Raw genomic sequence first — 25,518 nt, 5'->3', positions numbered from 1 at the left:
GCCGATGGCGCAAAACACGCCTTACATGGCGCGCACTAAGTCGTTTGCCCGCCGTGGTCGCACGTTGCACGCATCCACCCAGCGCACCCTCGAAAAGCATGCGGATAAGTATGTGATCGAGGTGCCGCGCGATGGGGGATACACAACTATTGACGAGTCCTACCGCCTTGACGTTGCCGGCGAGTTTGGGAGGCAAGCGCCTCTGATCGTTGAGATCGGCACGGGCAATGGTGAACAGATCGTCGCCTATGCGAAGGAACATCCGCAGGTCAATATGTTGGGTGTGGAAGTGTGGGCGCAAGGCATTGCGAAAGGTATTTCACGAGCCGTTTCGCAGGGTGTAGATAACATCCGTTTTATCGAGGTTGACGCCGCGCAGGCTCTTCCCATCATGATGCCACAGGCGAGCGCTACTGAGGTATGGACGTTCTTCCCTGATCCGTGGCGGAAGGCACGACATCGTAAGCGTCGCCTGGTCAATGACGCTTTTGCTTTGACCATCGCGAATCTGCTGGCAGACGGCGGAGTGTGGCGCCTGGCCACCGATTGGGATGACTACGCGTGGCAGATGCGTGACGTGATCGAGGCGTGCGAATACTTCGAGAATCTCTACTTGGGTGAGCGTCCGGATCCAGAAGATCCACAGCCGGAAAGAGGCGGTTTTGCTCCTCGGTTTGAAGATCGTGTCTTAACGCGTTTCGAGGAACGTGGGCAGATGGAGGGGCGCGGCGCCCACGACCTCGTGGTACGTCGCTTGCCGCGCGAGGAATCCAATTGAGCCCGCAGCTACCCGACGGTGTTTCCTGGCCTAGCGATGGTCACCTTGACCCGCAGCTGGTTGGGACGCCGAGTAAAAACTTGGCCCTCTACATTCATGTACCTTTTTGCACGGTTCGTTGCGGCTACTGTGACTTCAACACCTACACCGTTGGATTTGGTCAAGGTGCTGACAAGGACAGTTATCACCACTCGGTAAGTAAAGAAGTAAGGCTTGCCGCAGATCGGCTCCGCCCTTTCAACCACGAACCGGTTAAGTCCATTTTTCTTGGTGGAGGCACCCCCACCTTGCTACAGGCGAGCCAAATCGGGCAGATCCTCCAGGATGTGAAAGACAGCTTTGCCCTTGACCCAAGCGCGGAAGTGACCGTAGAGGCTAACCCGGACACAATCGACCAGGCAGGTCTCGAACAACTTGCTCGCGCCGGCGTTACCCGCGTGTCTTTCGGAATGCAATCCGCAGCCTTGCATGTGCTTCGAACCCTAGACCGTAGCCATACTCCGCAGCAGGTGCCGCGCGTGGTGAAATGGGCGCGCGAGGCCGGCCTAGATGCATCCGTTGACCTCATTTATGGCACTCCGGGCGAGTCGCTTACCGATTGGAAGACATCGCTTGAAACCGCTATTGAACTGCAGCCCGATCATATCTCTTGCTACGCCCTCGTCATTGAAGAAGGCACGAAAATGTGGGCTCAAGTGAGGCGCGGCGAACTCGCCATGCCCGACCCGGATGACGAAGCCGAAAAATACGAGCTTGCAGACGCTCTCTTGGAGCAGGCAGGATACGCGTGGTACGAGATTTCAAACTGGGCAAAGCTAGAGGACAGCGAGGCGGCGGGAAGCACCAACCTGCGACACGCTTCGCGTCATAATCTGGCCTACTGGTTCGACTGGGACTGGTGGGGTATTGGGCCCGGAGCGCACTCGCACGTGGGTGACGTTCGCTGGTGGAATCGCAAGCATCCACGCGCATGGGCTGATGCGCTCGCGGGCGGCTCTGCAAATCTTGGGGCGTGTTCCGCTGGCACGGAAGCGGGCATCGTTGCAGATTTAGACACCGCAGCCGCACCCCGCCCTTTGGCACCACTCGCATCTCCTGCGCAGGCAGGAGAGATTTTGGAGGAGTCTGACCGCGTTCTCGAAGCCGTCATGCTTCGCATCCGCACCGCTGATGGGATCCCAATCTCCAGCATTTCCCCGCAGGTTCGTGGGCGCGTGCCTGTGCTCATAGATGAAGGTTTGATTGAAGAGGGGGCCGCGGGTGCAGGGATCGTGAAGCTAACGCTCCAAGGTCGCTTGCTGGCAGACTACGTGACGCGTGAGCTCACGGTTTAGGTTTTTCAGCTACCTCAGATCTGTTCGGCGCCGCCGACAGTGACGAAGTCAATCAACTCTTCTACGCGGCCAAGTAGTGCGGGTTCGAGGTCGCGATAATCTCGCACGCGCGCCAAAATCGCCTGCCAACCCAGGCCAATGTCTTCGCGGGTCTCGTGCGGCAATCCCAGGGCACGCAACGTTCCCACTTTAATATCGGTGCCGCGCGGAATGTTCGGCCAGGCTTTCAGCCCTACACGCGCTGGTTTCACCGCCTGCCATATGTCCACAAACGGGTGTCCAACCACTAGGACATCGCCCGGCCAACGCTGCATAACGGCACTCGCAATGCGTGACTCCTTGGATCCATCCACAAGATGATCCACCAGCACGCCTGCTCGAGAAGTGGGTGAGGGTCCAAAAACTTCCAGCACGTCCTCTAGGTTGTCCACGCCCTCGAGGTATTCCACGGCCACGCCCTCCACACGCAGGTCATCGCCCCACACCTTCTCCACCAGTTCCGCATCGTGTGTGCCCTCCACGAAAATGCGTGATGGCACCGCCACTCGAGCTCTCTTTAGTTTCACTGCTTTCGAGCCCGAGGCCGTAAGTTTCATCTCTGGAGCCGCTTTGGGTGCGGGCATAACTAACTCAACTGGCTTGCCATCCACCCAAAAACCGCCGCCGAGGGGGTAGGAGCGGCGAGCTCCTCGCCTGTCCTCCAGTTCCACAATGTGCATTCCGCCAGACTTCTCTACTCGGATGACGGCGCCTACAAACCCGGAAACTGGGTCTTCCACTACCAGGCCGCGCTCGGCAGGCATCGGAACTTGTCGAGCGCGGGTCGCAAACGGCCCATCGCGGTGAGGGTCGGAAGCTAAAACATCGGATCCATAGCGGTCAATCACACCGGAAGACTAAGCGAAAAGCACCAAGAATGTGTGGAAGGCATGCGCGCGGCGCGAAGTACGCGGCAAAAGGTGATCAACACCAACATAAAACAAGTGTTTTTCGATTGAGAGAAATACATTTACATCGGACAATAAAGAATGTTTGTGGAAAATTGAGTGAGGCTTCGTGAGGTTTCGTTTATGTCTCGCACGTTGAAGTGGATTCTTGCCGCGATTGCGGCCGTTGTTGTGGTTCTAGGAGGATCGTCGGCGGCTTACGCTTCCTATTACGCCGATCGTGCGGTTCCCGGCACGCAAGTGGCTGGTAAATCAGTGTCAGGTATGACCGCTAAAGAGGTCGCCGAAGACGTGCAGAAGCGTTTCGATGAGTTCAAGACAAACATCACGGTCGATGGTCGGGACCATGAGCTTAGCCTCGCCCAGCTGGGCGTCACACTCGATGAGGACGCTACGGCCTCGGCCGCGCTTGCTCCTTCGGCAACAGCGTGGTCGCGTATTCTGGGCCTCTTTTCTGCTCCAAATGTCCCTCTAAGCGTCGAGGTGAACCATGACAAGATTGCGCAGTTCACCGATTCTTTAATCGCAGAACTGGGTGAGCCGGTGCAGAATGCTTCCGTAAAGTTCGACGAGGACGCCGAAGAATTCGTTGCGGTACCGGCAGTTGAAGGCCATGGCATCGACACCCAAGCTATTGCCGATCAGGTCCTCGCTACTGCAAAGTCATTGAACCCGCAGCCGGCATCCTTCGAATCTAGTATTGAGGCTCCCAAGATCGGGACGGAGCGCGCGCAGCAGGTGGCCGACAAGGCTAACGCGATGATCGCCATCCCGGTTGTCATTTCTACGGGTAATCGCGAGATTCTTCCTGAAGCCAAAGAACGTGCCGCGTGGGTGGATATAGAGGCCGACGGAGAGCAGATTCAGGATCCCGTATTGAACGACCCAGCGGCGCGAGAGTGGCTGGTCAACACTGCCGCATCCACAAACGATGAACCGGTCGAGGGTATCCACAACGTGAATACGCGCGGCGACGTGGTGTCTACCGCTGAAGAAGGCTCGCCCGGCTACACCGTGAACAATCTGGAAGCGATCGCCGATGCACTGATTGAAGCGCTGAAGGCCGGTCAGCCCTACGAGGGCCTACTTACCTACGATGAGACGCCGCAACAGTTCTCTACCCGCCTCATTGCTCCGGGTGCAGAAAGCTTGGCGTACCAGGCTGCTCCGGGAGAGAAATGGGTGGACATTAACCTTTCGAACGCTACGGTGACAGCGTTTGAGGGGGCCACTGTGGTGCGCGGTCCTGTGCCCATGGTTCCCGGCGCTCCGGGGCTTGAAACCGTGACCGGTAAGTTCCGTATTTACTTGAAGTACGAGTCGCAAACCATGCGCGGGCAAAACCTAGATGGAAGCAGGTATGAAACGCCAGACGTGCCGTGGGTTACCTACTTCGTTGGTAGCTACGCCTTCCACGGAGCCCCGTGGCGCAGTAGCTTCGGATGGAGCGGTCCGGGTGGTTCGCACGGCTGTGTGAACATGCCCGTTAGTGAAGCCAAGTGGCTTTACGACTGGGGTGAGATTGGCAATGTAGTGGTCAGCCACTACTGATTCGGAAACGTAGCGAAAGCCCACTTCGGTGGGCTTTCGCTGTATTTGCAAGAGAACTCAAATTAACGAAGGCAGGGCGGAGCCCACTTTTGTCTAGTGCCACGATTCACCCGTCAGCTGTGGAAGATGAGGATTGAAAGTAATAGAGTTAGCACTCAGATGGCTTGAGTGCTACAGACGATGACCGGCAGTGAAAGGAGTAGGTGTGGCAACAGCGGAGAGACGCTTTGATGTGCTCCGTGCAATCGTGTCTGATTACGTGGCAACTCGTGAGCCCGTTGGCTCCAATGCGCTTGCCAAGCGTCACGATTTAGGTGTTTCGCCAGCGACTATCCGCAACGACATGGCCGCACTTGAACAGGCGGGTCTCATTTATCAACCGCACACGTCCGCTGGTCGTATTCCAACGGTTGCAGGATATCGCGTATTCGTTGATTCACTCACTCAGATTAAGCCGATGTCAGGTCCAGAAAAACGTGCTGTTGAATCGTTTCTTGCCGGGGCAGTGGATGTTGAGGATGTAGTTGAGCGAACGGTTCGCCTACTGGCACAACTGACTCGGCAGGTGGCTATCGTGCAGTATCCGCACTATGACTCGGCCACGCTGGTACGCGTAGAGTTGGTTGACCTTGGGCCTGACCGCACGCTTGTTGTGGTAATAATGAACGATGGCACTATCGAGCAGCGTGTAATTTCTGATTTTGGGGCTACGGGCGCTCAGATTGATGCGGTACGCGACCAGATCAACGAGGTGTGCCACGGCCAGGACCTACGCGATTTGCCGAGCCTGCTTTCGCCGCTGTCTGTTCTCGGCGGTCCAACTGAGAAGCAGTTCCGCGCCGCTGTTTGCCAGACTGTTGCGGACCTAACTAACCGAACTGGTGAAGAACGGATCCTTGTTGCCGGCATGGCAAACCTGGCCCGCTCCGACGTGGATTTCACTCGTTCTATCGTGCCCGTCCTGGATGCGTTGGAAGAGCAAGTTACGCTCCTGCGCCTATTCTCTGAGGTCCCGCAAGGCAACGTAACAGTGTCGATTGGTGAAGAGAATGCGCACGTGGGCCTCGCGGAAACCGCTGTGGTTGCAGGAGCCTACGGATCGCAAGGAACCAACGCCCATTTGGCGGTGGTGGGACCAATGCGTATGGACTATCAGAAGGCGATGACAGCCGTGCGCGCGGTAGGTGTGTATCTCACCCACTTTTTGCACAGTAATAATTAGTCGAAAAGATTAAAGGAATTTTGGTGAACGAAGACTACTACGAGATCCTCGGGGTTTCGCGCGACGCCGGTGCAGACGAGATTAAGAAGGCGTACCGCAAGCTTTCCCGCAAGTACCACCCGGATATTGCGGGAGTTGAGCATGAGGAAACGTTCAAGAAGATTTCCGTAGCATACGAGACATTGTCGAATCCGCAAAAGCGTCAAACTTACGACATGGGTGGTTCTACTAATGCCGGCTTTGGAGGCATGGGCGGTTTCGGTGGCTTTGGTGACTTGTTCGAAACGTTCTTCTCTGCCGCTGGCGCAGGATCAGGCCCGGTTCCGCGTGGTAGGCGCGGCCAAGATATTCTGACCGCGCTCGAGGTAAATCTTGAAACCATTGCATTCGGATCGCGCGAAGAGGTAACGATTAACACGGCCGTTCGCTGTCCTACGTGTGATGGTTCTTGTGCGAAGCCCGGCACTTCGCCGCGCACGTGTTCTGCGTGTCACGGGGCGGGCACAGTTCGCCAGGTGCAGCGCTCACTTCTTGGCGAGATCATGACGCAGGCGCCGTGTTCGGCTTGTGGCGGATACGGCACGATTATTCCTGAGCCCTGCGAAGAATGTAGCGGTGAGGGCCGCGTGCATTCCAAGCGCACTATCGCTGTGGATGTGCCGGCCGGTATCGAACACGGTACGCGTATCCGCATGTCGGGTCAGGGTGAGGCCGGTCCGGGCGGAGGAGGCTACGGTGATCTCTATATTGAGATCCGCGAGAAGCCACATCCGGTATTTCGCCGCCAGGGCGATGACCTCGTGGCCGATCTGTATGTGCCGATGACGTCCGCCGCCCTTGGAACAACGATTTCGCTTGAAACCCTTGATGGCGCTCACGATATTGAGATTCAGCCGGGCACGCAGCCGGGCCAGGAAGTCAAGGTTGAGGGGCTTGGTGTGGGCCGTATCCGTAGACGAGGACGCGGCGATCTTCGCGTACGCGTGAATGTGGAAGTTCCAACCGGTTTGACCGGCGCGCAGCGAGAGCTGTTGGAGCAGCTCGCAAAAGTGCGCGGAGAGGAAACCGTGGAGGCCAAAACCGGATTTTCTCAGCAGGGCTTTTTTAGCAATCTGAAAGAAAAGTTCAGCAAATGACCGCACCGGTTTTCTTCGTCAGCGACCTCGACGGCCTTAGCCGGGCAGAGCGGTTTGAGTTTACCGGGCCAGATGCCAAGCACGTGATGGTGAAGCGCATTGAAAAGGGGGAGCGTCTAGATCTAGTAGACGGAAGAGGTACGCGGGCGCGTGCGCGTTTGGTAGAAGCCTCATCTAGCTTGGTGATCGTTCAGATTGATGAGGTGGTGTTTGAACCAGAGGGCAGCCCACGCATCACCCTCATCCAGGCGCTGGCAAAGAATGGGCGAGACGAGCTGGCAATAGAGATGGCTACCGAGCTTGGTGTTGACCGAGTGATCGCGTGGCAAGCAGAGCGATCGATCGTGCGCTGGCAGGGCAAGAAGCAGGAAAAGGGCCTGCAGAAGTGGGTAAACGTGCTTCAGGCTGCAGCCAAGCAGTCTCGACGCGCGCGCGTTCCCGCCTTGGAGTTTGCCGCAAATGCGGCTGCCGCTATCGCCCAGGTGGAAGGAACGCAACTGATCGTCATGCATGAGAGCGCTACTGAGCCCATAACTGGCCTTACCGATCTGGGTGCTAAAGAGTATGCCCTGGTTGTTGGCCCGGAGGGTGGAATCACGGATGCGGAACTCGAACAGTTTAAACAAGCCGGGGCGAACATAGTGCTGGTGGGCGAGATTGTTATGCGCGTATCCACAGCCGTCGCCGCCGGCCTCACGTCGCTTAACATTGCAACCGGTAGGATTTGAAACGAAAGAGCTAGCAAGGAGCTTCGTATTTCAAACATGCAACAAACGGATGAGCAGACGGCCTTGGCGAACACTATAACTATCCCGGAACATCTTGATCCGGTGACGGTCCTTGGAGCCCAGGATGAGGTTTTAAGAAGTCTGGAACGTAGTTTCAGCGGGATCCGCGTGTCGGTGCTCGGCAATAAGATAACGGTTGAGGGGGAGGCCGAGTCTGTAACGCTCGCATCAGATTTGGTGCGCGAACTGGTTTCCCTAGCACGTTCCGGGCAGTATTTGAATGCGCAAACGGTTGAACATGCGGTCGGTTTGTTGGCGAAAACAGGCACGGCAAGTGCAAGTGCGGAAACAATTTTGAATGTACGCGGTCGTGATATCCGCGCGAAAACGCCGGGGCAACAGCGCTACGTGGACATGATTGTGCAAAACACGGTGGTGTTTGGGATCGGTCCAGCGGGTACAGGCAAGACCTACCTGGCTATGGCGATGGCCGTTAATGCGCTTCTTACGGGTGAGGTAAGGCGCATTATTTTGACGAGGCCGGCTGTAGAAGCGGGAGAGTCGCTCGGATTTTTGCCCGGTACGCTGACTGAGAAGATTGATCCGTACCTGCGGCCTTTGTATGACGCGCTGAACGAGATGGTCGATCAGGAGGCGCTTCCGCGTCTGCTGGCTGCTGGAACCATCGAGGTTGCCCCTCTTGCATACATGCGCGGGCGCACGCTTAACGACGCGTTCATCATTTTGGATGAAGCACAGAACACCACACCTTCGCAAATGAAAATGTTCTTGACACGTCTTGGTTTCAGATCAAAAGTTGTGGTGACGGGTGACGCTACGCAGGTGGATTTACCTAACCGAGCGGCATCGGGGCTCGCAAGCGCGCGTAGCATTTTGCAGGGCATTGAAGGAATCGAGTTTTGTCAGCTAACGTCGGCTGACGTGGTTCGTCACCGTTTGGTGGGTGAGATAATCGACGCATACCAGCGTTTCGACGAAGCAAACGAGCAAGTTAGGCGGGGCAGGCGTGAGCGTAGAAGTCATTAACGAAACCGGCGTTGATATTGAAATCGCAGAGTTTCGCGACATAGCAGAGTACGTGCTGGCCCAGCTACACGTCTCTACTGACGCTGAGCTTTCGATCATGTTCATTGATCCAGAGCCGATGGAAGAACTTCACGTTAAGTGGATGGATTTGCCGGGGCCAACGGACGTCATGAGCTTCCCAATGGATGAGCTTCGCCCCGGTAAGGAAGGCCAGGAAACACCGCCGGGAATTTTGGGTGACATTGTTATCTGTCCGCAGGTTGCGCATAAGCAAGCGCTAGAGGCGGGTCATTCCTCCGTTGAGGAAATGCTACTTCTGACTGTGCACGGTCTTCTTCATCTGCTCGGATTTGACCACGCGGAGGAAGAGGAAAAACAGGTGATGTTTAGCTTGCAGCGCAAGCTCTTGTTGACTTTCTTGGCAACGAACCCAGTGGGACGTGCTAATGGGTAGTATTCCAATCGGACTGCTAGCTTTTTTAACAGTCCTTTTTGTTATTACTGCCGCGGTACTGGTGGCCGCAGAATCTTCTGTGGCGAGGCTTTCTCGGGCAGCAGTGGATGATCTGCTTGAAGATGGACATAGGAACGCTAAACGTTTGCTCGCGCTTGTGGAGGAACGGCGTCGTAGTGTTCTAGCTGCACGTGCAGGACGTATTGCGATGCAAACCGGCGCCGCCGTGGCTATTACCATTGCGTTCGCACAGACTGGTTGGCGCTGGTGGGCTGTGCTACTCGCTTCGCTAGCTATAAACTGGCTGATCGCGTTTGCGGTCATCTCTGTGTTCCCGCAACAGGTAGCGTGGCGCAATCCGGAAAGAACGGCTTTGCACACGGTTGGACTGCTAGAGCTCACCGCCTCGATTGGACGTTTGGGCGCGCCGGCCCTGCGTTCACTTCGCAAGTTCTTCCCCGCTCCCGAACAAACCGAGGCGCAGGCTCGGGCGGAGATGACCGAAGAGATGCGCGAGGTGGTTGACCAGGTTGGTGAGACCGAAGGGTTTGAGGACGAGGATCGCGAGATGCTCCGCTCGGTTTTCGAGCTGGGCCACACCTTTGTGCGTGAGGTCATGGTGCCGCGTACCGATATGGTTACCATCCAAGCGGAAACCACACTTGAAAAAGCTATTCGTCTATTCATTCGTTCGGGCTATTCGCGCATTCCAGTAATTGGGGAGTCCTCCGACGACATCGTGGGCATACTTTATTTCAAGGATCTGGTCACCCGCGTTGTTGATAGGCCGGAGAATCGTGAAAAGCCAGTGCGAGACGTTTGTCGTGAGGCGCATTTTGTTCCCGAAATGCTGTATGCAGATGATGAGCTTCGCCATATGCAGCAACTTCGCGTTCACATGGTGATGGTTGTTGACGAGTGGGGTGGCATTGCCGGCTTGCTCACAATCGAGGATCTGATTGAAGAAATCGTTGGCGAAGTGATGGATGAGCACGACCGACGGGTCGTGGAGCCCGAAGAGGTTGAACCGGGCGTTTGGCGCGTGCCAGCCAGGTTCCCAGTGATCGAATTGGGTGAACTCATGGGGCTGGACATCGAGGATGACGACGTCGATTCGGTTGGCGGCTTGCTTCAAAAGGCGCTTGGAAAGGTTCCTCTGCCCGGAGCGAAGGCTGAAGCGCTTGGCCTTGAGCTTGAGGCGGAGGAAGCGATTGGTCGCCGGCGACAGGTGGGCACTATTCTTGCCACTAGATTAGAAAATGAACCAGAAGAAGAGAGCTAAACGTGCGTTTCCCCTCTGATGATGAGCTAATGGATGGCCCGAACGCGTTTGAAGACTTCGAAGATGAAGACTTTGAAGGCGCTCAGTTGATTGAGGATGATCCTAACGAGCAACGCGACCCCTCTGATACTGATGAGTGCGATGCGGGACTGATTGGGGCTGACTACGACGAAAAGTTTAGGGCTGGTTTCATCGCCATCGTGGGCCGTCCTAACGTGGGTAAGTCCACGCTCACGAACGCTCTTGTTGGACAGAAGATTGCGATTACGTCGATGAGGCCGGAAACCACGCGCCACGCTGTGCGCGGCGTTGTGCAGGGGGAGGACTACCAGCTTGTCCTCGTAGACACTCCGGGATATCACCGCCCGCGCACGCTTCTTGGCCAACGCTTGAACAGCGAGGTTCGTGAAACGCTTTCTAGCGTGGATGCGATCTTGTTCTGTTTGCCGGCAGACCAGAAAGTGGGACCGGGCGATGATTTCATTGCGCGCCAGCTACGCGGGATTAAAGCGCCAATCATTGCGGTGGCAACGAAGGTGGATGCGGTTTCTGACGAGCGAGTCATGAAGCACCTGTTGGATATCGACAAGCTGGGTGATTGGGAAGAGATCATTCCGGTATCCGCAATCAAGGGGCATCAGATTGATAGGTTGAAGGAGTTGCTTGCCCGCCGTATGCCGCTGTCTCCGCCGTTGTATCCGCGTGACATGGTTACGGACGAGTCTCGTGACACCATGATTGCAGAGCTTATTCGCGAGGCCGCTTTGGAGGGGGTACGCGAAGAGCTGCCGCACTCGTTGGCTGTTCAGGTTGAGGAGATTGTCGAGAGGCAGAAAAAACCGGGACAAAATTACCCGGCGATGCTTGATATTCACGTGAACCTGTTTGTGGAACGAGATTCGCAAAAGGCAATCATCATCGGCAAGGGCGGATCTCGTCTCAAGCACGTTGGGATGCGGGCGCGTCGCGGTATTGAGGAATACCTGGGCCGCCGGGTATACCTGCACCTGCATGTTCGTACTTTGAAGGATTGGCAAAAGGACCCGAAGATGCTGGGGCGGCTAGGGTTCTAGAGCTAGTCGTTTAGGCCGCGGTTGGCGCGGTTATGGGATAATAGAGGGTGTGAAGACTTACCGTGATGAAGCCATCGTTTTGCGCACGCAAGACCTTGGCGAGGCCGACCGCATCGTCACGGCGCTCACCCGCTCGAACGGTCTGAAAAGAGTTGTGGCCAAAGGAGTTCGCCGCACGTCATCGAAGTTTGGTGCCCGCCTCGAGCCTTTTACTATTGTGGACGCGCAGTTCTATAAGGGGCGTAACCTTGACGTTTTAACGCAGGCACAAACGCTTCGGCCATACGGTCTGCAAATCGCGAGTGATTTTGAGCTTTATACTCGTGCCAACGTGATGGTGGAAACCGCGGAGAGATTGTCGGAGGACGAAGCGCATACCTCTATGTACCTGCTCCTTTTGGGGGCTTTGCACGCCCTCGCAAATCGGCGTCATTCGCCGGATTTGGTCATGAACTCGTTTATGCTCCGCGCGATTTCGATGAGTGGTTGGGCTCCCTCATTTTGGGATTGCGCGGTGTGCGGTAGGCCCGGCCCGTCATCCTCGTTCAATGTGGTGGCCGGAGGCGCGGTGTGCGAGGCTTGTAGGCCGCCCGGATCGTTAGCGCCTTCGCGGGAAGCGATGCAGTTGCTTGGAGATTTGCTTTCGGGTGATTGGCAAAGCGCAGATGCGGCGCCCGATTTTGCGCGGCGTGAGGCTGCGGGGCTGGTTGCCGCGTGGGTGCAATGGCATGTTGAGCGGCGTATCAAGTCATATAGTTTGATCAACTCACATTTGGGGGACGTATGAAGGTTGCACCGCCAGGAGCTGGCACGAATCTGGCTCCAAAGATTGACGGGGTGCCTCGTCACGTTGCGATCATTATGGACGGCAACGGAAGGTGGGCGAATGCGCGCGGCTTGGCGCGCACTGAGGGGCACCGGGCCGGCGAGGTTGCACTGATGGACACGATTGCGGGCGCCCTCGAAATCGGTGTGCAGCACCTGACTGTGTACGCGTTTTCTACGGAGAACTGGAAACGCTCACCCAAGGAAGTTAGCTTTCTGATGGGTTATTCGCGCGATGTGCTTCGCCGGCGCCGTGACGAGTTGAATGAGTGGGGCGTGGCAATCCACTGGTGGGGGAGGCGGCCTCGTCTTTGGAAATCGGTGATCAGCGAGTTGGAGGTGGCGCAGGAACTCACCAAGGCCAATTCGAAGCTGCATTTCAACATGGCTGTGAACTACGGGGGAAGGGCCGAGATTGCCGATGCTATGCGACAAGTTGCGAGTGAGGTTGAGGCGGGCAAACTGAAGCCGGCTGGCATTACGGAAGACACGGTTGGGCGGCGTCTTTACGCCCCTTCGTCGCCGGATGTGGATCTACTGATCCGCACGGGTGGTGAACAGCGCATATCGAACTTCCTGCTATGGCAGTGCGCCTACGCCGAGTTTGCGTTCAATCCCGTGCCGTGGCCGGAGTATTGCCGCGAGGAACTGTGGAACGATGTGCTGGCCTTCACCGGCCGCGAGCGCAGGTTTGGTTCCGCTGTGGATCGGGTGGAGAGCTAATCGGCAACGATTTCTGCGGCCCGGTGGCGTCGCTTCAAGATGGTGAGGCCCATGATGACCACCATCGTGGTGCATAGTACGAGCGCCCACGTTTTCCCAGCGGTTGCGGCTTGGCCGGTTTTGAATAGTCCGATGCCGATGGATGCGTAGAGGCAACCCCATGCGATGTAACCGGGGATTGCCGCAAGAGTGTAGGTTAGCCAGCGCAGGCGAAGCACTCCGGCACCGGCGTGAACTACGGTTTGGAAACCAATGGTGAGGAAGGACAGAGGAATGATGAGCAGTCCCCACTTGTCTACGGCGTCGATGCCTTTTTGAACAGAGGCGCCTTCAAGCCACGCACGAACTTTACGCACCCACGGCTTGCTCGAATGCTCCGATTTAGCGAGAAAACCCCACGTTCCGAGGCGGCCAAGCCAGTAGGTGCCCTGCGAGCGTAGAAAAACCACGATGGTGAGGAATAGGGCGATCCCAATGAATGGCCCATCCGCGATCCACTGAGGAACTCCAGGCATTTTTCTACTTACCTTCCTTGGCTTGGCATTGGGGGCAGAGCCCAAAAATCTCGATTGAGTGTTCCACGTCAGAAAATCCGTGTTTTTTGACGAGTGCTTGCAGTATCGACTCTAGGTCGGATTCGTGGATTTCGATACTGGATAGGCAACGCCTGCACACGATGTGGTGGTGGTGCGATTCGTGGCCACATGCGCGGTACAGGGATTCGCCGTCAGGTGCCATGAGGGTGTCTATCGAGCCTTCTTCAGCGAGGGTGCGCAGATTACGATAGACGGTGGCAAGGCCAATCGATTCGCCGGCAGCAACCATGTCGGCGTGAATTTTTTGGGCGGATCGAAACTCGGTTGCCTCGCTCATCGCTTCGATTACGGCTTGGCGCTGGCGCGTGTTGCGTCTGGGCTTTTCCATGAGTCTACCTTTGCTGTTGGCGTTCGGGGTGCATGACGGTGGGCGGCTTGGCTACGGCTTTGCGTTTGCCGTGAACGCGGTCGATGAGCGGGCGGGCAAGGAAGACGATGGCGTAGATGAGGATTGCAAGTACAACGATGGCTGCGCCGGGAGACAGGTTGTAGAAGTACGTGATCGTAAGTCCACTGACCGTTGTGAGCATGCCTATCACCATTGCTAGAGCCATTGTTGACCTAAATGAGCGTACCAGGATTTGCGATATTGCAACAGGAACGATCATGAGGGCGGAGACGAGTAGTGCCCCCACAACTCGCATGGCCACGGCCACGGTTGTTGCGGCCATGATCGCGATGATGAGGTTGAGGAGATTTACGGGTAGACCTGTGGAACGGGCGAACTCTTCATCGTTGCATACGGAGTACAGTGCGGGAGCTAGACCGATGCCTATCAGGAGCACGATGATGGTGAGGATGGTGATCGCCCAAATGTCAGAGTTGGTGACGGTCGCAATGGAGCCAAAGAGGTAGGAGTTTAGCTGTGAGGATGTTCCTCCGGCTATGCCCATGAGGAGCACGCCTCCGGCAATACCGCCGTAGAAGAGCATGGCCAGCGCCACGTCGGACGAGGTGCGTCCGGCGATGCGGATCACTTCGAGGGTGACGGCTCCGAGTATGGAGATGATGAAAGCGCCGGGTAGGGCATAACTTTCGGGCTCCATGGTGCCCATTGCGGTTCCGGCAAGCCAGCCGAGAGCCACACCGGTAAGGGCGATGTGACCGATGCCGTCACCAAGCATGGCCAGGCGCCGGTGCACGAGGTAGGTGCCAACTACGGGGGCGGCAAGGCCTACGAGAATAGCCGCGATGAACGAGCGTTGCATGAGTGGTGAGGACAGCATGGTGCCCAGTTCGCTGATGAGGCCGGGGGCGATTGCACTATTCATCGTTGCCTCCACTGTAAATGTCGATCTCGATGTCTTCTGGATGCGGGAAGTGGTGGTGTTCTGCGGCGTGTATATGAGGCGCCTCGCCAACGGGACCATCAAAGGTGACGTGTCCGGAGGCAAGGTTAATGATCCGCTCGATGTGCGGTTCGATGGGGCCGAGCTCGTGCAGGATCAGCACGATGGTTTTTCCGCGTTCTTTGGCCTGCCCGATGAGCCCGGCAAGTTTTTCTTGAGAGTGCCGGTCGATGCCGGCTAGAGGCTCGTCAAGGATTAGTAGTTCAGGGTCACGGGCGAGTGCTCTTGCGATACGCACGCGCTGGTGCTGGCCGCCAGAGAGCTCCTGTACGGGGGTTTGTGCCCGGTGCAAAAGGCCGACGCGCCCAAGTGCATCCTCGGCAATCTTCTTGGAGCCGGCTGCATACCACCATTGTTTAGGCCCGAGCAGTCCGGATCGCACAACTTCAAGGGCGCTGGATGAGACCGCGGAGGCGGCGGAGGGACGTTGGGGGACGTATCCGATTCGGTTCCATGGAACGGCGTCTCGGCTAAACAGGCCTTTGCCCCGCGCATTCTTGCCAAAAATTTGCAGATCGCCTTCGGTTACGGGAGCCGAACCCATAAGCGCTTTCACGAATGTGGATTTGCCGGATCCGTTTGCTCCCGTGATTGCTACACACTGGCCTACGGGGATTTCGATATCGAGGCCGTGCAGGATGACGTTCGTGTCATACGCGACGTGCAGATGGTGGGTATATACGGCAAGAGCCGCACCTGGGTGGTGCGACTCTTGCTTGGTGTTTTGCAAACTCACTTGCAGTCGAGGCCTTTCTTGAGGTTGTCAAGATTCTTGGTCATTATCTGCAAGTAGTCTACGTCCGGATCGTTCTGTGTGGCACCCGGGTCGAGCACTAGGGTTTCGATACCCAGGTCGTGTGCTAGAACTTCAATGGCTTTCGGGGACACATTGGCTTCGGCGTAGATAACCTTGACGCCGTTTTCTTTCACCACGTCGCTGATTTCTTTCAGACGTTGAGGCGAGGGGGTCACTTCGGGCTCAAGTCCAGAAACACCCACCTGGTGTAGTCCCGTCTTAGCGGCAAGATAGCCGAATGCTTCGTGTGAAACCACGAAGGTGTCGAGGGCACAGTTTCCGAAGCTACTCGTCACGGACTTATCCAGATCTTTCAGCTTGGAAACTACGGTTTCTGTGTTCTTCTCGTATTCTTGCGCGTGCGAGGGATCGGTTTCAGCCAGGAACTCGTTGATCTGCTTGGCAACTTGCTCCATGCGCGCCGGGTCTAGCCAGAAGTGCGGATCGCCAGCCATGTTGTGTTCGTGGTCGTGGCCTTCGCCCTCGTGGTCATGGTCGTGCTCTTCTTCTTCGTGACCGGCTTCGTGGTCGTGGTCGGCTTCATGCGGTTCGGAGGTGTGGTCGTGGTCTTCACCTTCATGGCCTTCTTCATGGCCTTCGGCTTCGTGGTCGTGCCCCGCTGCCTCGTGTTCGTGATCCTCGCCCTCATGGTCGTGGTCGGCTTCATCATCATGGTGGTGATGGTGATGCGCACCCGTTTCCATCAGTTGTGCGCTTTCGGTGACATCGAGGACGTGGCTTGGCTTCGCCTGGTCTACAGCCTCGTCAACTGCGGTCTGGAAGCCGCGCAGGTACACAACGGCGTCGGCGCCGGATAGCTCGGAGACGGTTTTTGGAGATAGCTCGAGGGAGTGAGCGTCGGTTCCTGGGGGAGTAAGCGAATCGACGGATACTAGGTCGCCGCCAATCTGCTCAACCAGGTACTGAAGCGGATAAAACGATGCTTTAACAACGAGCGGGTCGCTGCTGTCTTTCATGCCGCTGTCCTTGGTCGCGCTGGCGGAACAACCAGCTAGGGCCAGTGCGGACGCGGCGCCTACTGCAATCAAACTCTTACGAATGTTCATGACAACCATTATCGCTATCGCTTTGCTGTGGATCAAGCGCGAGCGCCCAATGTGACGCAATGCAACGCCAACTAGGGTCGGTGCTTTCGATATTTCAGCAAACCCAACTAAACTTGAGATGATTCGTGATTGCGAATAGTGAAACGCACCAGCCAGGTGCGCATGACTCAAGGAGAAAAATGGCAAACCCGTCGCGTCTAGATTCCGTAATTAACCTTGCTAAGCGTAGAGGCTTCGTGTTCCCTTCCGGTGAGATCTACGGAGGTACGCGTTCAGCGTGGGACTACGGCCCGCTCGGCGTCGAGCTTAAAGAAAACATTAAGAGGGAGTGGTGGTCACGCATGGTTCGCCAGCGTGACGACGTTGTTGGCTTGGATTCCTCGGTAATTTTGCCAACGGCAGTGTGGAATGCTTCTGGCCACGTGACGGCTTTTACCGATCCACTTGTAGAGTGCCTTTCGTGCCACAAGCGGCAGCGTGAGGATCAGCTGATCGAGAATTATGCCGAGAAGAACGGCGTTGAGGAGGCTGACGTTACGCTCGACATGGTGGCGTGTGAAAGCTGTGGTAACCGGGGTAACTGGACGGAGCCGAGGGCATTCTCGGGCCTCATGAAGACTTACCTGGGTGCCGTGGATGATGAGACTGGACTGCACTACTTGCGTCCAGAAACCGCGCAGGGCATTTTCGTAAACTTCGCGAACGTCATGACTACCTCGCGCATGAAGCCCCCGTTTGGTATTGCGCAGATTGGTAAGTCGTTCCGTAACGAGATCACGCCGGGTAACTTCATTTTCCGCACTCGCGAGTTTGAGCAGATGGAGCTCGAGTTCTTTGTAGAGCCGGGCACGGATGAGGATTGGCACCAGTACTGGATTGATGAGCGCATTAATTGGTACGTAGATCTTGGTATCAACCGTGACCACCTGCGCCTTTACGAACACCCGAAAGAGAAGCTGTCGCACTATTCAAAGCGCACTGTAGACATCGAGTACACGTTCGGCTTCAAGGGCTCGGAGTGGGGCGAGCTTGAGGGTATCGCAAACCGCACTGATTATGACCTTGGTACTCACTCGAAGGAGTCGGGCGCCAAGCTTGACTACTTCGATCAGCAGAAGAACGAGCGTTGGACACCCTACGTCGTGGAGCCGTCTGCTGGCCTCACTCGTTCGCTTATGGCGTTTCTAGTAGAGGCCTATTGCGAGGACGAGGCTCCTAACACTAAGGGCGGCGTTGACAAGCGCACGGTTTTGAAGCTGGATCCGCGTTTGGCTCCGGTGAAGGCAGCAGTTTTGCCGCTTTCGCGCAAGGAGCAACTCACGGAGCCGGCTCGTAAGCTCGCTATGCAACTGCGTCGCCGCTGGAACGTTGAGTACGACGACGCTGGCGCTGTGGGGCGTCGTTACCGCCGCCAAGATGAGATCGGGACACCTTTCTGCATCACCTACGACTTCGACACGCTAGAGGATAACGCGGTGACGATTCGGGACCGCGACACCATGGAACAGGTTCGTATTCCGCTAGACGAGGTCGAGGCATACCTCGCGCAGCGTCTGCCGATCAGCTAACGGACACAGGTTTGGTAGCAAGTACGAATTCCGGTGGTCTACAGATTGGTCCTATCAATCTGTGGACCCCGGTTGTTTTAGCCCCCATGGCCGGCGTCACGGATGTTCCGTTTCGCCGGCTGTGTCGGGAGCACGCTGAGCGCGGGCTGAGTGAGGCTCTGGCAAGCAAGCTTGATGAGGCAAAGAAGGGCGTTGATGCGCCTGCAGGACTGTTTGTTTGCGAGATGATTACCGCGCGTGCCCTGGTGGAAGGCTCACCGAAGACTTGGCGCATGGTTGAGCCCGACCCGTCCGATAGGGTGCGCTCGGCTCAACTGTACGGGCTTGATCCAGACACGATGGGTAGGGCCGCGCAGATGATTGTAGAGCGCGACCTTGTGGATCATATTGATCTGAACTTTGGTTGTCCGGTGCCCAAGGTTACTCGCAAGGGCGGGGGAGCAGCCCTACCGTGGAAGCGGGACTTACTGGAAGACATTTTGAAGGCGGTTGTGGCCGGCGCTGAAAAAGGTTCAAAACTGGTTGGCCGAGACGTTCCCGTAACGATGAAGATGCGTATCGGTATTGATGATCAGCACTCGACTTATATGGATGCCGGCATTATTGCCCAACGCAGTGGCGTGGCCGCAGTTGCTTTGCACGGTCGCACGCAGGCCCAGTATTACGCGGGTAAGGCAGATTGGCAGCCGATAGCCGCCCTCAAAGAAGCGATCTCGATTCCAGTCATGGGCAATGGAGATATTTTCAAGGGCGAGGACGCGCGCGCAATGATGGAACAGACGGGGTGCGACGCAGTGGTGATCGGCCGCGGTTGTCAGGGCCGGCCCTGGCTGTTCACGGACATCACTTCGGACTTAACGGGCGCGGGTATTCCTAAGATGGCCCCGGATTTGCGTACCGTTGCACAGATTATCCGTGAGCATGCGCTGTTGATGACTGAGCATCTTGGTTCTGAGTTTGACGCGTGCAGGAACATGCGCAAACACATTGGCTGGTATTTGCGCGGCTACAAAGTAGGTGGCGAGTCCCGGTTGAAGCTGGGGCGCGTGAGTAGCTTGGATGAGCTCGATGAGCTTTTGAACAGCTTGGACTTGGATCAGCCCTGCCCGAAGTCAGCGGAGGGGCCGCGTGGCCGGAAGGGACACGAACGGCGTCCTCATCTGCCGCACGGTTGGCTGGATTCGCAGGTGATTCAAGACGCAGAACGTGCACAGGTTGTAGCTGATGAGGCGGTTGCAGATGGGGGCTGAGATGGCGCAAATGAAGGTGCGTGCCGCAAACGTTGAATTGGGTGGAGATCGGGCGGCGATTATCGCGCCGCTGATGGGTAAGAATGCATCTGAGCTTGCGCAGGAAGCCCGTGCTGTTGCAGACAGTGGTGCGGACCTGGTGGAGTGGAGAGTAGACCACCTAAGCGATATTTCCAACCCGGTAATCGCAGGGTGCGCACAGGTCCTTCGCCGCGAGACAGACCTGCCGATCCTCGCTACATTCCGTACTGAAGAGCAAGGAGGACGCGGAGCGGTTGCAGACTATGAGCGCGTGGCGCTCGCGGTCTTAGAGGCCGAGGCGGCGGACCTGCTTGACGTGGAGTATGGCTTGGAGCAGCGTCGTCGCGTGGCGTTCAGCGCTTTCGAAGCGGGGGTTCCAGTGGTGATATCAAACCATGATTTTGGGGCTACGCCGGGTGCAGACGAGGTTGTTGCCAGCTTGCGCCATATGCAGGGTGAGCTGCTGGGGTGGTTCGAGCAGTTCCTAGATGGCGCTGATGACGATGTGGATGTTCGCAGTCACGGCGCCGGCTTAGTGAAGGTCGCATACATGCCGGGTTCGGTGATGGATTCATTGCGACTGGCGGCATGTGCGCGGCATTTTGTGGATACGTTTGCGCAGGTACCCGTGATTGCGGTTTCAATGGGGGAGCCGGGCGTGTTCACTCGGGCGTTTGCTGCAAAGTTTGGATCTGTAGCAACGTTTAGTTCTCTCGGTGAGGATTCCGCTCCGGGGCAGATCGGCGTGGACGCGCTGGTGGCGTTCGATGCGGCAACGGGGTGCTTGAGCACGCACTAGTGTCCTCGCCGCTTTTGATCTAGGCGCCCGCGTTCTTTGTCCTACCTGTTGGAGGCTTTTACAACGGGTGGTATAAACCAGGCGGTGGTGCCGGGTGTGAGGGTGTTTTGCTCCTCGCGTTCAGCGGTGGAGAAAATTTGCGGCGGTCCGGTCCTTAGAACGGTTTCGGCGCCGGGCAGAGCCCACTCGCGAGTGGAATCCGAGCGGAGCAATAGCTCGTTTTCTAGGGGCACGAACACGTCTTCGTTTGACGTGTTGAATACACACATGACACTGCCGCTGGTGAATACACCGACGCCTGGAGTTTGCCATGGCAGTCCGCTGACCCACGCGAGGTTGGCGTTGCCCAGGTCGTATTTCTTTCGTAGCCGTAACGCCAGCTGTGTGTGGGCAAGGCGGCGTTCTTCGATGGAGTTAATCGGAGGTAGGGGTCGCACGGCTACACCCTTGTATGTAACGTGCCCGCCAGAAAAGCCGAAAGGCAGGTAGATAGCACCGGGCAACGACGCCATGATGATGCGCATCGAAGAGCGCCTTGTGGTATTGGTGTCATCTTCCCAGGAACCGGGGTAGTTGTTGGGCCGGTCGGGTTCCATGATGAGGCGGGAGTTGATGGCTTTCCAGACGGGGGGAACACCAATCTTGTCTCTTTCAAAGAGGGATTCTTCGATTGCCTCAATGATGGCTGCATCCGAGAATGGCGCGCGTTGAAGACGGTTATCTATGAAGTTGTGGATCCAGTCTTCCTGCAAGTGGTACTGGTATTGCTCATGCAGTTCGGTGCGCGCTTCCGCAACAAGGATCTTTTCTTCAGAGAAATCTGCCAGTTCGAACATGAGGAGGCGAACGAGATCGGAGAACTCCTTGTCACGCTCTTTCGCGCCAGGTAGATTCGGGTTTTCTGCGATACGACCCAAGTCGATGCCATCCGCACCGCTCTTGAGCGCTTCGCGGGCTCTCGTGATGGTGGTGGCGGTAGACTCTTCGGCCCCGTAGAAGGGTTTGAGAGACGGGGTCAGGTCAGGAGCGTAGTCGCCACCAGAGAGGCGCACAATGACGCGCAGTTCGGCTTGCTTGCCAGCTTCGATGATCTGATCCAGGTAGACCTTGGACGTGTAAAAATCGAGTAGAGCGGGGCGAAACACTACGCCGTCGAAACCGGTTTCTTTAATGGTGGGCATGATGGAGGCAAGAGGTTTTGCGCCGGCTTTGTCGATGATGCCGGGAATCTCAGCTATGACGGGAGCGTGCCACCAGGAGCCGGGTAGAGGTGAGCGCCTGTGAATGAGGTGCGTGCGCACATACCGCGAGTTTTGAACCGCTCTCGCGGTTTCTTTCTGAATATGTGAAGGTGCCTGCTCAGTGCTCATGGCTCTATTGTGCCAAAGAAGTGCGTTGGTTAGAAAAGGTTGCTTGTTGTTGTCGATATGATTGGCCCGTGAGTGTTACCAGACATGCGTATTCTGACTTTGATCGCGAACGCTTTGTGAAAGAGCGTCCGAAGTCGCCCAATCGAACCGATTTTGAGCGCGATCGTGCGCGAATCCTGCATTCAGCTGCGTTTCGTCGGTTGGGCGAGAAAACCCAGGTTCTTGGCCCAGCTTCGGACGATTTTGTTCGCACCCGGCTTACACATTCGATGGAGGTAGCACAGGTTGGTCGAGAGATCGGCAAGGAGTTGGGGGCGGATCCAGATATTGTGGATGCTGCATGCCTGGCGCATGATTTAGGCCATCCGCCATTCGGACACAATGGCGAGAAGGCGCTCGATTCGATTGCTGGGGACGTGGGCGGTTTTGAAGGTAACGCGCAGACCTTCCGCCTGGTGGTTCGTTTGGAGCCGAAGGTTGTTGGCGAGGCTGGCGAGCCGCGCGGCGTGAATTTGACGCGTGCGTCGTTGGACGCGATCTGTAAGTACCCGTGGGCTCGCTCGGAAGGGCCAGATCCAAAGTATTCAACTCGGAAGTATTCGGTTTACGAAGATGATCGGGAGTCATTTGACTGGATGCGTTCGGGAGCGATGGGTAGCTGCTTGGAAGCGCAGATTATGGATCTATCAGATGACATCGCATACTCGGTGCACGACGTTGAAGACGCGGTGATGACCGGCAAACTACCCCTCGAAGAGTTGCGCGATGACGCTGCGTTCGCGAACGTAGTGGAGCGTACGCGCGAGTGGTACGACAAGGATTTACAAGAAACGCACCTGCAGGCGGCGCGCGAACGCTTGTTGGCGATGCCGTACTGGCTCACTTCGTTCGATGGCACGTATGCGGACAGCGCGCGTTTGAAGGACATGACGTCACAACTAATCGGAAAGTTTTGTTCCGAGGCGGTTGAGGCCACGCGCGGCGCGGCTGGTCGCCAGCGCGGGGAGGGGCTGGGAAGGTATGACGCGGATCTGGTTGTCCCCAACGAGACGGCAACCGAGATCATGCTGCTGAAGGGGATTGCCGCGCACTACGTGATGGCTCCGCGCGAGATGGAGGGGTCGTATCACCACCAGGGCGGTGTGCTGGTGGACCTCGTGCACATTCTGTATGAAACATCGGGGCGCCACCTGCAAGAGCCGTTTGCCTCACTTTGGCGCCAGACGCCGGATGATAACGCTCGTTTGCGCATTGTGATTGATCAGGTGGCCTCACTCACGGATCTTTCGGCGGCACGCATGCACGCTTCACTTTGTGGCATGTTCGATACGCTTCACCTGTAAGCGCCCCTTTGCGCGAATGATTAGGATATAAGGCATGGCTGGGCTGATTCGGAAAGAGGACATCGCGAAGGTTCGCGAGGCCACCGCAATTGAGGACATCGTTAATGATTACGTGACTCTTCGCCCCGCGGGAACCGGATCAATGAAGGGGCTGTGCCCATTCCATGATGAGAAGACGCCGTCATTCCACGTCCGCCCCCACCTGGGCCTGTGGCACTGTTTCGGGTGTGGCGAGGGCGGTGACGCGATCGCGTTTTTGCAAAAGGTTGACCATTTAAGCTTTACGGAGGCCGTGGAACACCTTGCGCAAAAGACTGGCATCACGCTCCACTACGAGGAAGGGGCGAAGGGACCGGGCGAGTTCGGCCGGCGCCAACGTTTGATTGATCAGCACAAGATCGCAGAGGAGTTCTACATCCGCTCCCTGTCCTCGCCAGAGGCTCAGATTGCCCGCGAATTCTTGGCCCAGCGCGGCTTTGACCAAAACGCGGCCGCTACCTTCAGCATTGGCTACGCACCTAAAGGCTGGAATAACCTCACAAATCTGCTTCGCTCGCGCGGTTTTCAGGATCAAGAGATAGTGAAGGCGGGCTTGGCCAGTAACGGTAATCGAGGGATTTATGATCGTTTTCGCGGCCGCCTGATTTGGCCAATCCGGGACCTAACAGGTGCGACCATCGGGTTTGGTGCGCGCAGATTGCATGAGGATGATCGGGGGCCGAAGTATCTAAATACGCCAGAGACTCCCATCTATCACAAGTCTCAGGTGCTGTACGGGCTAGATCTTGCTAAGCGCAACATCGCGAAAAAGCGCGAGGTAGTGATCGTGGAGGGGTACACGGATGTAATGGCCGCGCACCTGGCTGGCATTGATACTGCCGTGGCTACCTGTGGCACGGCTTTTGGTGAAGAGCACGTGAAGATCATTCGCCGTCTGTTGGGCGACGTGGCTAATCCGGCTGCGGGGGTGCAACTCTCATCGGGCCTAAGCCTGGGGGGAGAGGTGATCTTCACTTTCGATGGGGACGAGGCAGGCCGGAAGGCCGCTCTGCGAGCATTTGGCGAGGACCAAAGTTTCGCTACGCAAACGTTCGTCGCCGTGGAACGCACCGGAATGGATCCTTGTGATCTACGCATGAACAAGGGCGATGCGGCGTTGATCGAGATGGTTGAATCGCGCGTGCCACTGTTCGAGTTTGTTATTCGCTCAACGCTTGCTTCGGTTGACCTCACTACTGCTGAGGGGCGTGTACACGGGCTTCGTGTAAGCGCTCCGATTGTGGCGGGCATTCGCGATCGCGCGTTGCAACGTGAGTACGCGCGTCAGCTGTCCGGTTGGCTGGGCATGGATGTGCGCGAGGTTTTGCATGCCGTGTCGGTGGCTAGCAGGGGAGCCCGCCGCCTCGACCCGCGGCTTGAGCGCAGCCATGGAGCGCCTACGCAAGGCGCTCCTACTCCAATGCGAATTGGTAATGAGGCTGATCCGATTGTGCGTCTGGAGAGACAGGCATTGGAGGCAATCGTACAGTACCCGGGCTACGTTTCGGGTTCAGGTTTCGACGAGCTTGATGGAGATGCTTTCTCAACGCCGGCCTACCGCGCGGTTCATGACGCGATCCGAGCAGGCGGTGGGCTGGCCTCCTATATGGATTATCTGCAAATCACCGAGGCCGAGGTCGGGGTAGGCGTTGAGGCTACGCGCAGAGCCACAGCGCATTGGAATCAGAGCCTGATCGAGTCGGGCAGTGAGGTGGTTGCGAAGGTAATCACGCAGCTTGCGGTGGCGCCACTACCGCAGGATGATCCGGATCGGCTTCGCGATTACTGTTTTGGGATGGTTCGTGCGCTGGTGCGCAATGGACTTAATCGTCAGATCGGCTCGCTAAAGGCCTCGCTCGGTCGCTATTCTTTTGACTCTAACGAGTACCAGGCCGCGTTCAGTGAGCTACTGCGCCTGGAAGAAAAGCGGCGCGCGCTCACAGAGGAGCTGTAACCGATTGCCTTGTTAGTAGTCATCCCCGCCGAAAACTCGCGATGTAGCTCGGTGATTAGGAAGACTGCGTTCTCGTAGCGATCGGTCATAATCAGGCAATAGGAAAAGCCCGCCTTTTGGGGCGGGCTTTTGTTTGCTCCCGCGGCTGGATTCGAACCAGCAACCGTTCGATTAACAGTCGAATGCTCTGCCGTTGAGCTACGCGGGATTGCTTAGCGCGAGATACACTCTACATACTTTTTTGCCCCGTGCCAAATCGGGATTGA

Annotated in this window: 24 protein-coding genes and 1 tRNA gene; 17 read left to right on the top strand and 8 right to left on the bottom strand. The window is 56.9% G+C overall.

What is annotated here, in order from left to right:
- The first annotated feature begins 4 nt into the window (after positions 1–4).
- Both trmB and hemW read left to right on the top strand, forming a co-directional pair.
- The gene (gene trmB, locus HMPREF1628_RS03885; protein ID WP_034508093.1) at positions 5–778 is read left to right on the top strand and encodes a tRNA (guanosine(46)-N7)-methyltransferase TrmB; all 774 of its coding nucleotides are present in this window, start codon (positions 5–7) and stop codon (positions 776–778) included.
- Positions 775–2,112, top strand: a complete 1,338-nt coding sequence (gene hemW, locus HMPREF1628_RS03880) for a radical SAM family heme chaperone HemW (protein ID WP_034508090.1) — start codon at positions 775–777, stop codon at positions 2,110–2,112. Before trmB ends, hemW begins: the two co-directional genes overlap by 4 nt.
- A 14-nt stretch (positions 2,113–2,126) precedes the next feature.
- Here hemW and HMPREF1628_RS03875 read toward each other — a convergent pair whose 3' ends face one another.
- A complete protein-coding gene (locus HMPREF1628_RS03875) occupies positions 2,127–2,999 on the bottom strand; it encodes a DUF3097 domain-containing protein (RefSeq protein WP_084703199.1) in 873 nt (290 codons plus the stop codon).
- Between the two features lie 159 nt (positions 3,000–3,158).
- Between HMPREF1628_RS03875 and HMPREF1628_RS03870 the strand changes: the two genes are divergently transcribed.
- The 10 genes from HMPREF1628_RS03870 (at position 3,159) to uppS (ending at position 13,100) form a co-directional block, all read left to right on the top strand.
- Positions 3,159–4,610, top strand: a complete 1,452-nt coding sequence (locus HMPREF1628_RS03870) for a L,D-transpeptidase (protein WP_052038848.1) — start codon at positions 3,159–3,161, stop codon at positions 4,608–4,610.
- A 205-nt stretch (positions 4,611–4,815) separates the two neighbouring features.
- Complete coding sequence (gene hrcA / locus HMPREF1628_RS03865) at positions 4,816–5,832, top strand: heat-inducible transcriptional repressor HrcA (RefSeq protein WP_034508088.1); 1,017 nt, start codon at positions 4,816–4,818, stop codon at positions 5,830–5,832.
- A 23-nt stretch (positions 5,833–5,855) separates the two neighbouring features.
- On the top strand, positions 5,856–6,968 hold the full coding sequence (dnaJ, locus tag HMPREF1628_RS03860) for a molecular chaperone DnaJ (RefSeq protein ID WP_034508085.1): 1,113 nt from the start codon (positions 5,856–5,858) through the stop codon (positions 6,966–6,968).
- Positions 6,965–7,696, top strand: a complete 732-nt coding sequence (locus HMPREF1628_RS03855) for a 16S rRNA (uracil(1498)-N(3))-methyltransferase (protein WP_034508082.1) — start codon at positions 6,965–6,967, stop codon at positions 7,694–7,696. The genes dnaJ and HMPREF1628_RS03855 overlap by 4 nt, the downstream gene beginning before the upstream one ends.
- 36 nt (positions 7,697–7,732) lie before the next feature.
- A complete protein-coding gene (locus HMPREF1628_RS03850) occupies positions 7,733–8,743 on the top strand; it encodes a PhoH family protein (protein WP_034508079.1) in 1,011 nt (336 codons plus the stop codon).
- A complete protein-coding gene (gene ybeY / locus HMPREF1628_RS03845; RefSeq protein ID WP_034508077.1) occupies positions 8,724–9,197 on the top strand; it encodes an rRNA maturation RNase YbeY in 474 nt (157 codons plus the stop codon). Before HMPREF1628_RS03850 ends, ybeY begins: the two co-directional genes overlap by 20 nt.
- The gene (locus HMPREF1628_RS03840) at positions 9,190–10,479 is read left to right on the top strand and encodes a hemolysin family protein (protein ID WP_034508073.1); all 1,290 of its coding nucleotides are present in this window, start codon (positions 9,190–9,192) and stop codon (positions 10,477–10,479) included. Before ybeY ends, HMPREF1628_RS03840 begins: the two co-directional genes overlap by 8 nt.
- A 2-nt stretch (positions 10,480–10,481) precedes the next feature.
- The gene (era, locus tag HMPREF1628_RS03835) at positions 10,482–11,552 is read left to right on the top strand and encodes a GTPase Era (protein ID WP_034508071.1); all 1,071 of its coding nucleotides are present in this window, start codon (positions 10,482–10,484) and stop codon (positions 11,550–11,552) included.
- A gap of 49 nt (positions 11,553–11,601) precedes the next feature.
- Complete coding sequence (gene recO / locus HMPREF1628_RS03830) at positions 11,602–12,339, top strand: DNA repair protein RecO (RefSeq protein WP_034508068.1); 738 nt, start codon at positions 11,602–11,604, stop codon at positions 12,337–12,339.
- Positions 12,336–13,100 carry a polyprenyl diphosphate synthase gene (uppS, locus tag HMPREF1628_RS03825; protein ID WP_034508065.1) on the top strand — a complete coding sequence of 255 codons (765 nt, stop codon included), beginning with the start codon at positions 12,336–12,338 and terminating at the stop codon, positions 13,098–13,100. The genes recO and uppS overlap by 4 nt, the downstream gene beginning before the upstream one ends.
- On the opposite strand, the gene HMPREF1628_RS03820 is transcribed toward uppS, so the two are convergent.
- From HMPREF1628_RS03820 to HMPREF1628_RS03800, 5 genes are read right to left on the bottom strand one after another with little or no spacing between them, the layout of a single operon-like run.
- Positions 13,097–13,615, bottom strand: a complete 519-nt coding sequence (locus HMPREF1628_RS03820) for a hypothetical protein (RefSeq protein ID WP_034508062.1) — start codon at positions 13,613–13,615, stop codon at positions 13,097–13,099. The two genes, uppS and HMPREF1628_RS03820, sit on opposite strands and share 4 nt — an antisense overlap.
- Before the next feature lie 4 nt (positions 13,616–13,619).
- On the bottom strand, positions 13,620–14,024 hold the full coding sequence (locus tag HMPREF1628_RS03815) for a Fur family transcriptional regulator (protein WP_034508060.1): 405 nt from the start codon (positions 14,022–14,024) through the stop codon (positions 13,620–13,622).
- Positions 14,025–14,028: 4 nt separating this feature from the next.
- The gene (locus HMPREF1628_RS03810; RefSeq protein ID WP_034508058.1) at positions 14,029–14,967 is read right to left on the bottom strand and encodes a metal ABC transporter permease; all 939 of its coding nucleotides are present in this window, start codon (positions 14,965–14,967) and stop codon (positions 14,029–14,031) included.
- A complete protein-coding gene (locus HMPREF1628_RS03805; protein ID WP_034508056.1) occupies positions 14,960–15,781 on the bottom strand; it encodes a metal ABC transporter ATP-binding protein in 822 nt (273 codons plus the stop codon). The genes HMPREF1628_RS03810 and HMPREF1628_RS03805 overlap by 8 nt, the downstream gene beginning before the upstream one ends.
- A complete protein-coding gene (locus tag HMPREF1628_RS03800) occupies positions 15,778–16,917 on the bottom strand; it encodes a metal ABC transporter substrate-binding protein (protein WP_232219372.1) in 1,140 nt (379 codons plus the stop codon). The genes HMPREF1628_RS03805 and HMPREF1628_RS03800 overlap by 4 nt, the downstream gene beginning before the upstream one ends.
- 170 nt (positions 16,918–17,087) lie before the next feature.
- Between HMPREF1628_RS03800 and HMPREF1628_RS03795 the strand changes: the two genes are divergently transcribed.
- From HMPREF1628_RS03795 to HMPREF1628_RS08625, 3 genes are read left to right on the top strand one after another with little or no spacing between them, the layout of a single operon-like run.
- Positions 17,088–18,476, top strand: a complete 1,389-nt coding sequence (locus tag HMPREF1628_RS03795) for a glycine--tRNA ligase (protein ID WP_034508053.1) — start codon at positions 17,088–17,090, stop codon at positions 18,474–18,476.
- Between the two features lie 44 nt (positions 18,477–18,520).
- Positions 18,521–19,726 (top strand): tRNA dihydrouridine synthase DusB, encoded by a 1,206-nt coding sequence (gene dusB, locus HMPREF1628_RS03790; protein ID WP_034508209.1) that lies wholly within the window; start codon positions 18,521–18,523, stop codon positions 19,724–19,726.
- Entirely contained in the window at positions 19,701–20,546 is an 846-nt protein-coding gene (locus HMPREF1628_RS08625; RefSeq protein WP_084703197.1) for a type I 3-dehydroquinate dehydratase, read from the top strand. Before dusB ends, HMPREF1628_RS08625 begins: the two co-directional genes overlap by 26 nt.
- A gap of 41 nt (positions 20,547–20,587) precedes the next feature.
- On the opposite strand, the gene HMPREF1628_RS03780 is transcribed toward HMPREF1628_RS08625, so the two are convergent.
- Positions 20,588–21,916 carry a hypothetical protein gene (locus HMPREF1628_RS03780; protein WP_034508050.1) on the bottom strand — a complete coding sequence of 443 codons (1,329 nt, stop codon included), beginning with the start codon at positions 21,914–21,916 and terminating at the stop codon, positions 20,588–20,590.
- A 68-nt stretch (positions 21,917–21,984) separates the two neighbouring features.
- On the opposite strand from HMPREF1628_RS03780, the gene HMPREF1628_RS03775 reads away from it, so the two are divergent.
- Together HMPREF1628_RS03775 and dnaG are read left to right on the top strand one after the other, a co-directional pair.
- Positions 21,985–23,259 carry a deoxyguanosinetriphosphate triphosphohydrolase gene (locus tag HMPREF1628_RS03775; protein ID WP_034508048.1) on the top strand — a complete coding sequence of 425 codons (1,275 nt, stop codon included), beginning with the start codon at positions 21,985–21,987 and terminating at the stop codon, positions 23,257–23,259.
- Positions 23,260–23,293: 34 nt separating this feature from the next.
- A complete protein-coding gene (gene dnaG / locus HMPREF1628_RS03770) occupies positions 23,294–25,252 on the top strand; it encodes a DNA primase (RefSeq protein WP_034508046.1) in 1,959 nt (652 codons plus the stop codon).
- Positions 25,253–25,388: 136 nt separating this feature from the next.
- On the opposite strand, the gene HMPREF1628_RS03765 is transcribed toward dnaG, so the two are convergent.
- A tRNA-Asn gene (locus HMPREF1628_RS03765) sits at positions 25,389–25,460 on the bottom strand.
- Positions 25,461–25,518: the final 58 nt, after the last annotated feature.

This window comes from Actinomyces sp. S4-C9, from assembly GCF_000758775.1.
GTDB classification, from domain to species: domain Bacteria; phylum Actinomycetota; class Actinomycetes; order Actinomycetales; family Actinomycetaceae; genus Gleimia; species Gleimia europaea.
This window is presented reverse-complemented; position numbering and strand designations above follow the sequence as displayed.

Excerpts from the sequence above, each read along its gene's own strand:
- HMPREF1628_RS03810 (WP_034508058.1), bottom strand. The coding sequence starts at position 14,967 with ATGAATAGTGCAATCGCCCCCGGCCTCATCAGCGAACTGGGCACCATG.
- HMPREF1628_RS03820 (WP_034508062.1), bottom strand. The coding sequence starts at position 13,615 with ATGCCTGGAGTTCCTCAGTGGATCGCGGATGGGCCATTCATTGGGATC.
- dnaG (WP_034508046.1), top strand. The coding sequence starts at position 23,294 with ATGGCTGGGCTGATTCGGAAAGAGGACATCGCGAAGGTTCGCGAGGCC.
- HMPREF1628_RS03855 (WP_034508082.1), top strand. The coding sequence starts at position 6,965 with ATGACCGCACCGGTTTTCTTCGTCAGCGACCTCGACGGCCTTAGCCGG.
- trmB (WP_034508093.1), top strand. The coding sequence starts at position 5 with ATGGCGCAAAACACGCCTTACATGGCGCGCACTAAGTCGTTTGCCCGC.
- uppS (WP_034508065.1), top strand. The coding sequence starts at position 12,336 with ATGAAGGTTGCACCGCCAGGAGCTGGCACGAATCTGGCTCCAAAGATT.
- HMPREF1628_RS03840 (WP_034508073.1), top strand. The coding sequence starts at position 9,190 with ATGGGTAGTATTCCAATCGGACTGCTAGCTTTTTTAACAGTCCTTTTT.
- HMPREF1628_RS08625 (WP_084703197.1), top strand. The coding sequence starts at position 19,701 with ATGAGGCGGTTGCAGATGGGGGCTGAGATGGCGCAAATGAAGGTGCGT.
- HMPREF1628_RS03850 (WP_034508079.1), top strand. The coding sequence starts at position 7,733 with ATGCAACAAACGGATGAGCAGACGGCCTTGGCGAACACTATAACTATC.
- HMPREF1628_RS03800 (WP_232219372.1), bottom strand. The coding sequence starts at position 16,917 with ATGGTTGTCATGAACATTCGTAAGAGTTTGATTGCAGTAGGCGCCGCG.
- HMPREF1628_RS03815 (WP_034508060.1), bottom strand. The coding sequence starts at position 14,024 with ATGGAAAAGCCCAGACGCAACACGCGCCAGCGCCAAGCCGTAATCGAA.
- HMPREF1628_RS03795 (WP_034508053.1), top strand. The coding sequence starts at position 17,088 with ATGGCAAACCCGTCGCGTCTAGATTCCGTAATTAACCTTGCTAAGCGT.
- HMPREF1628_RS03780 (WP_034508050.1), bottom strand. The coding sequence starts at position 21,916 with ATGAGCACTGAGCAGGCACCTTCACATATTCAGAAAGAAACCGCGAGA.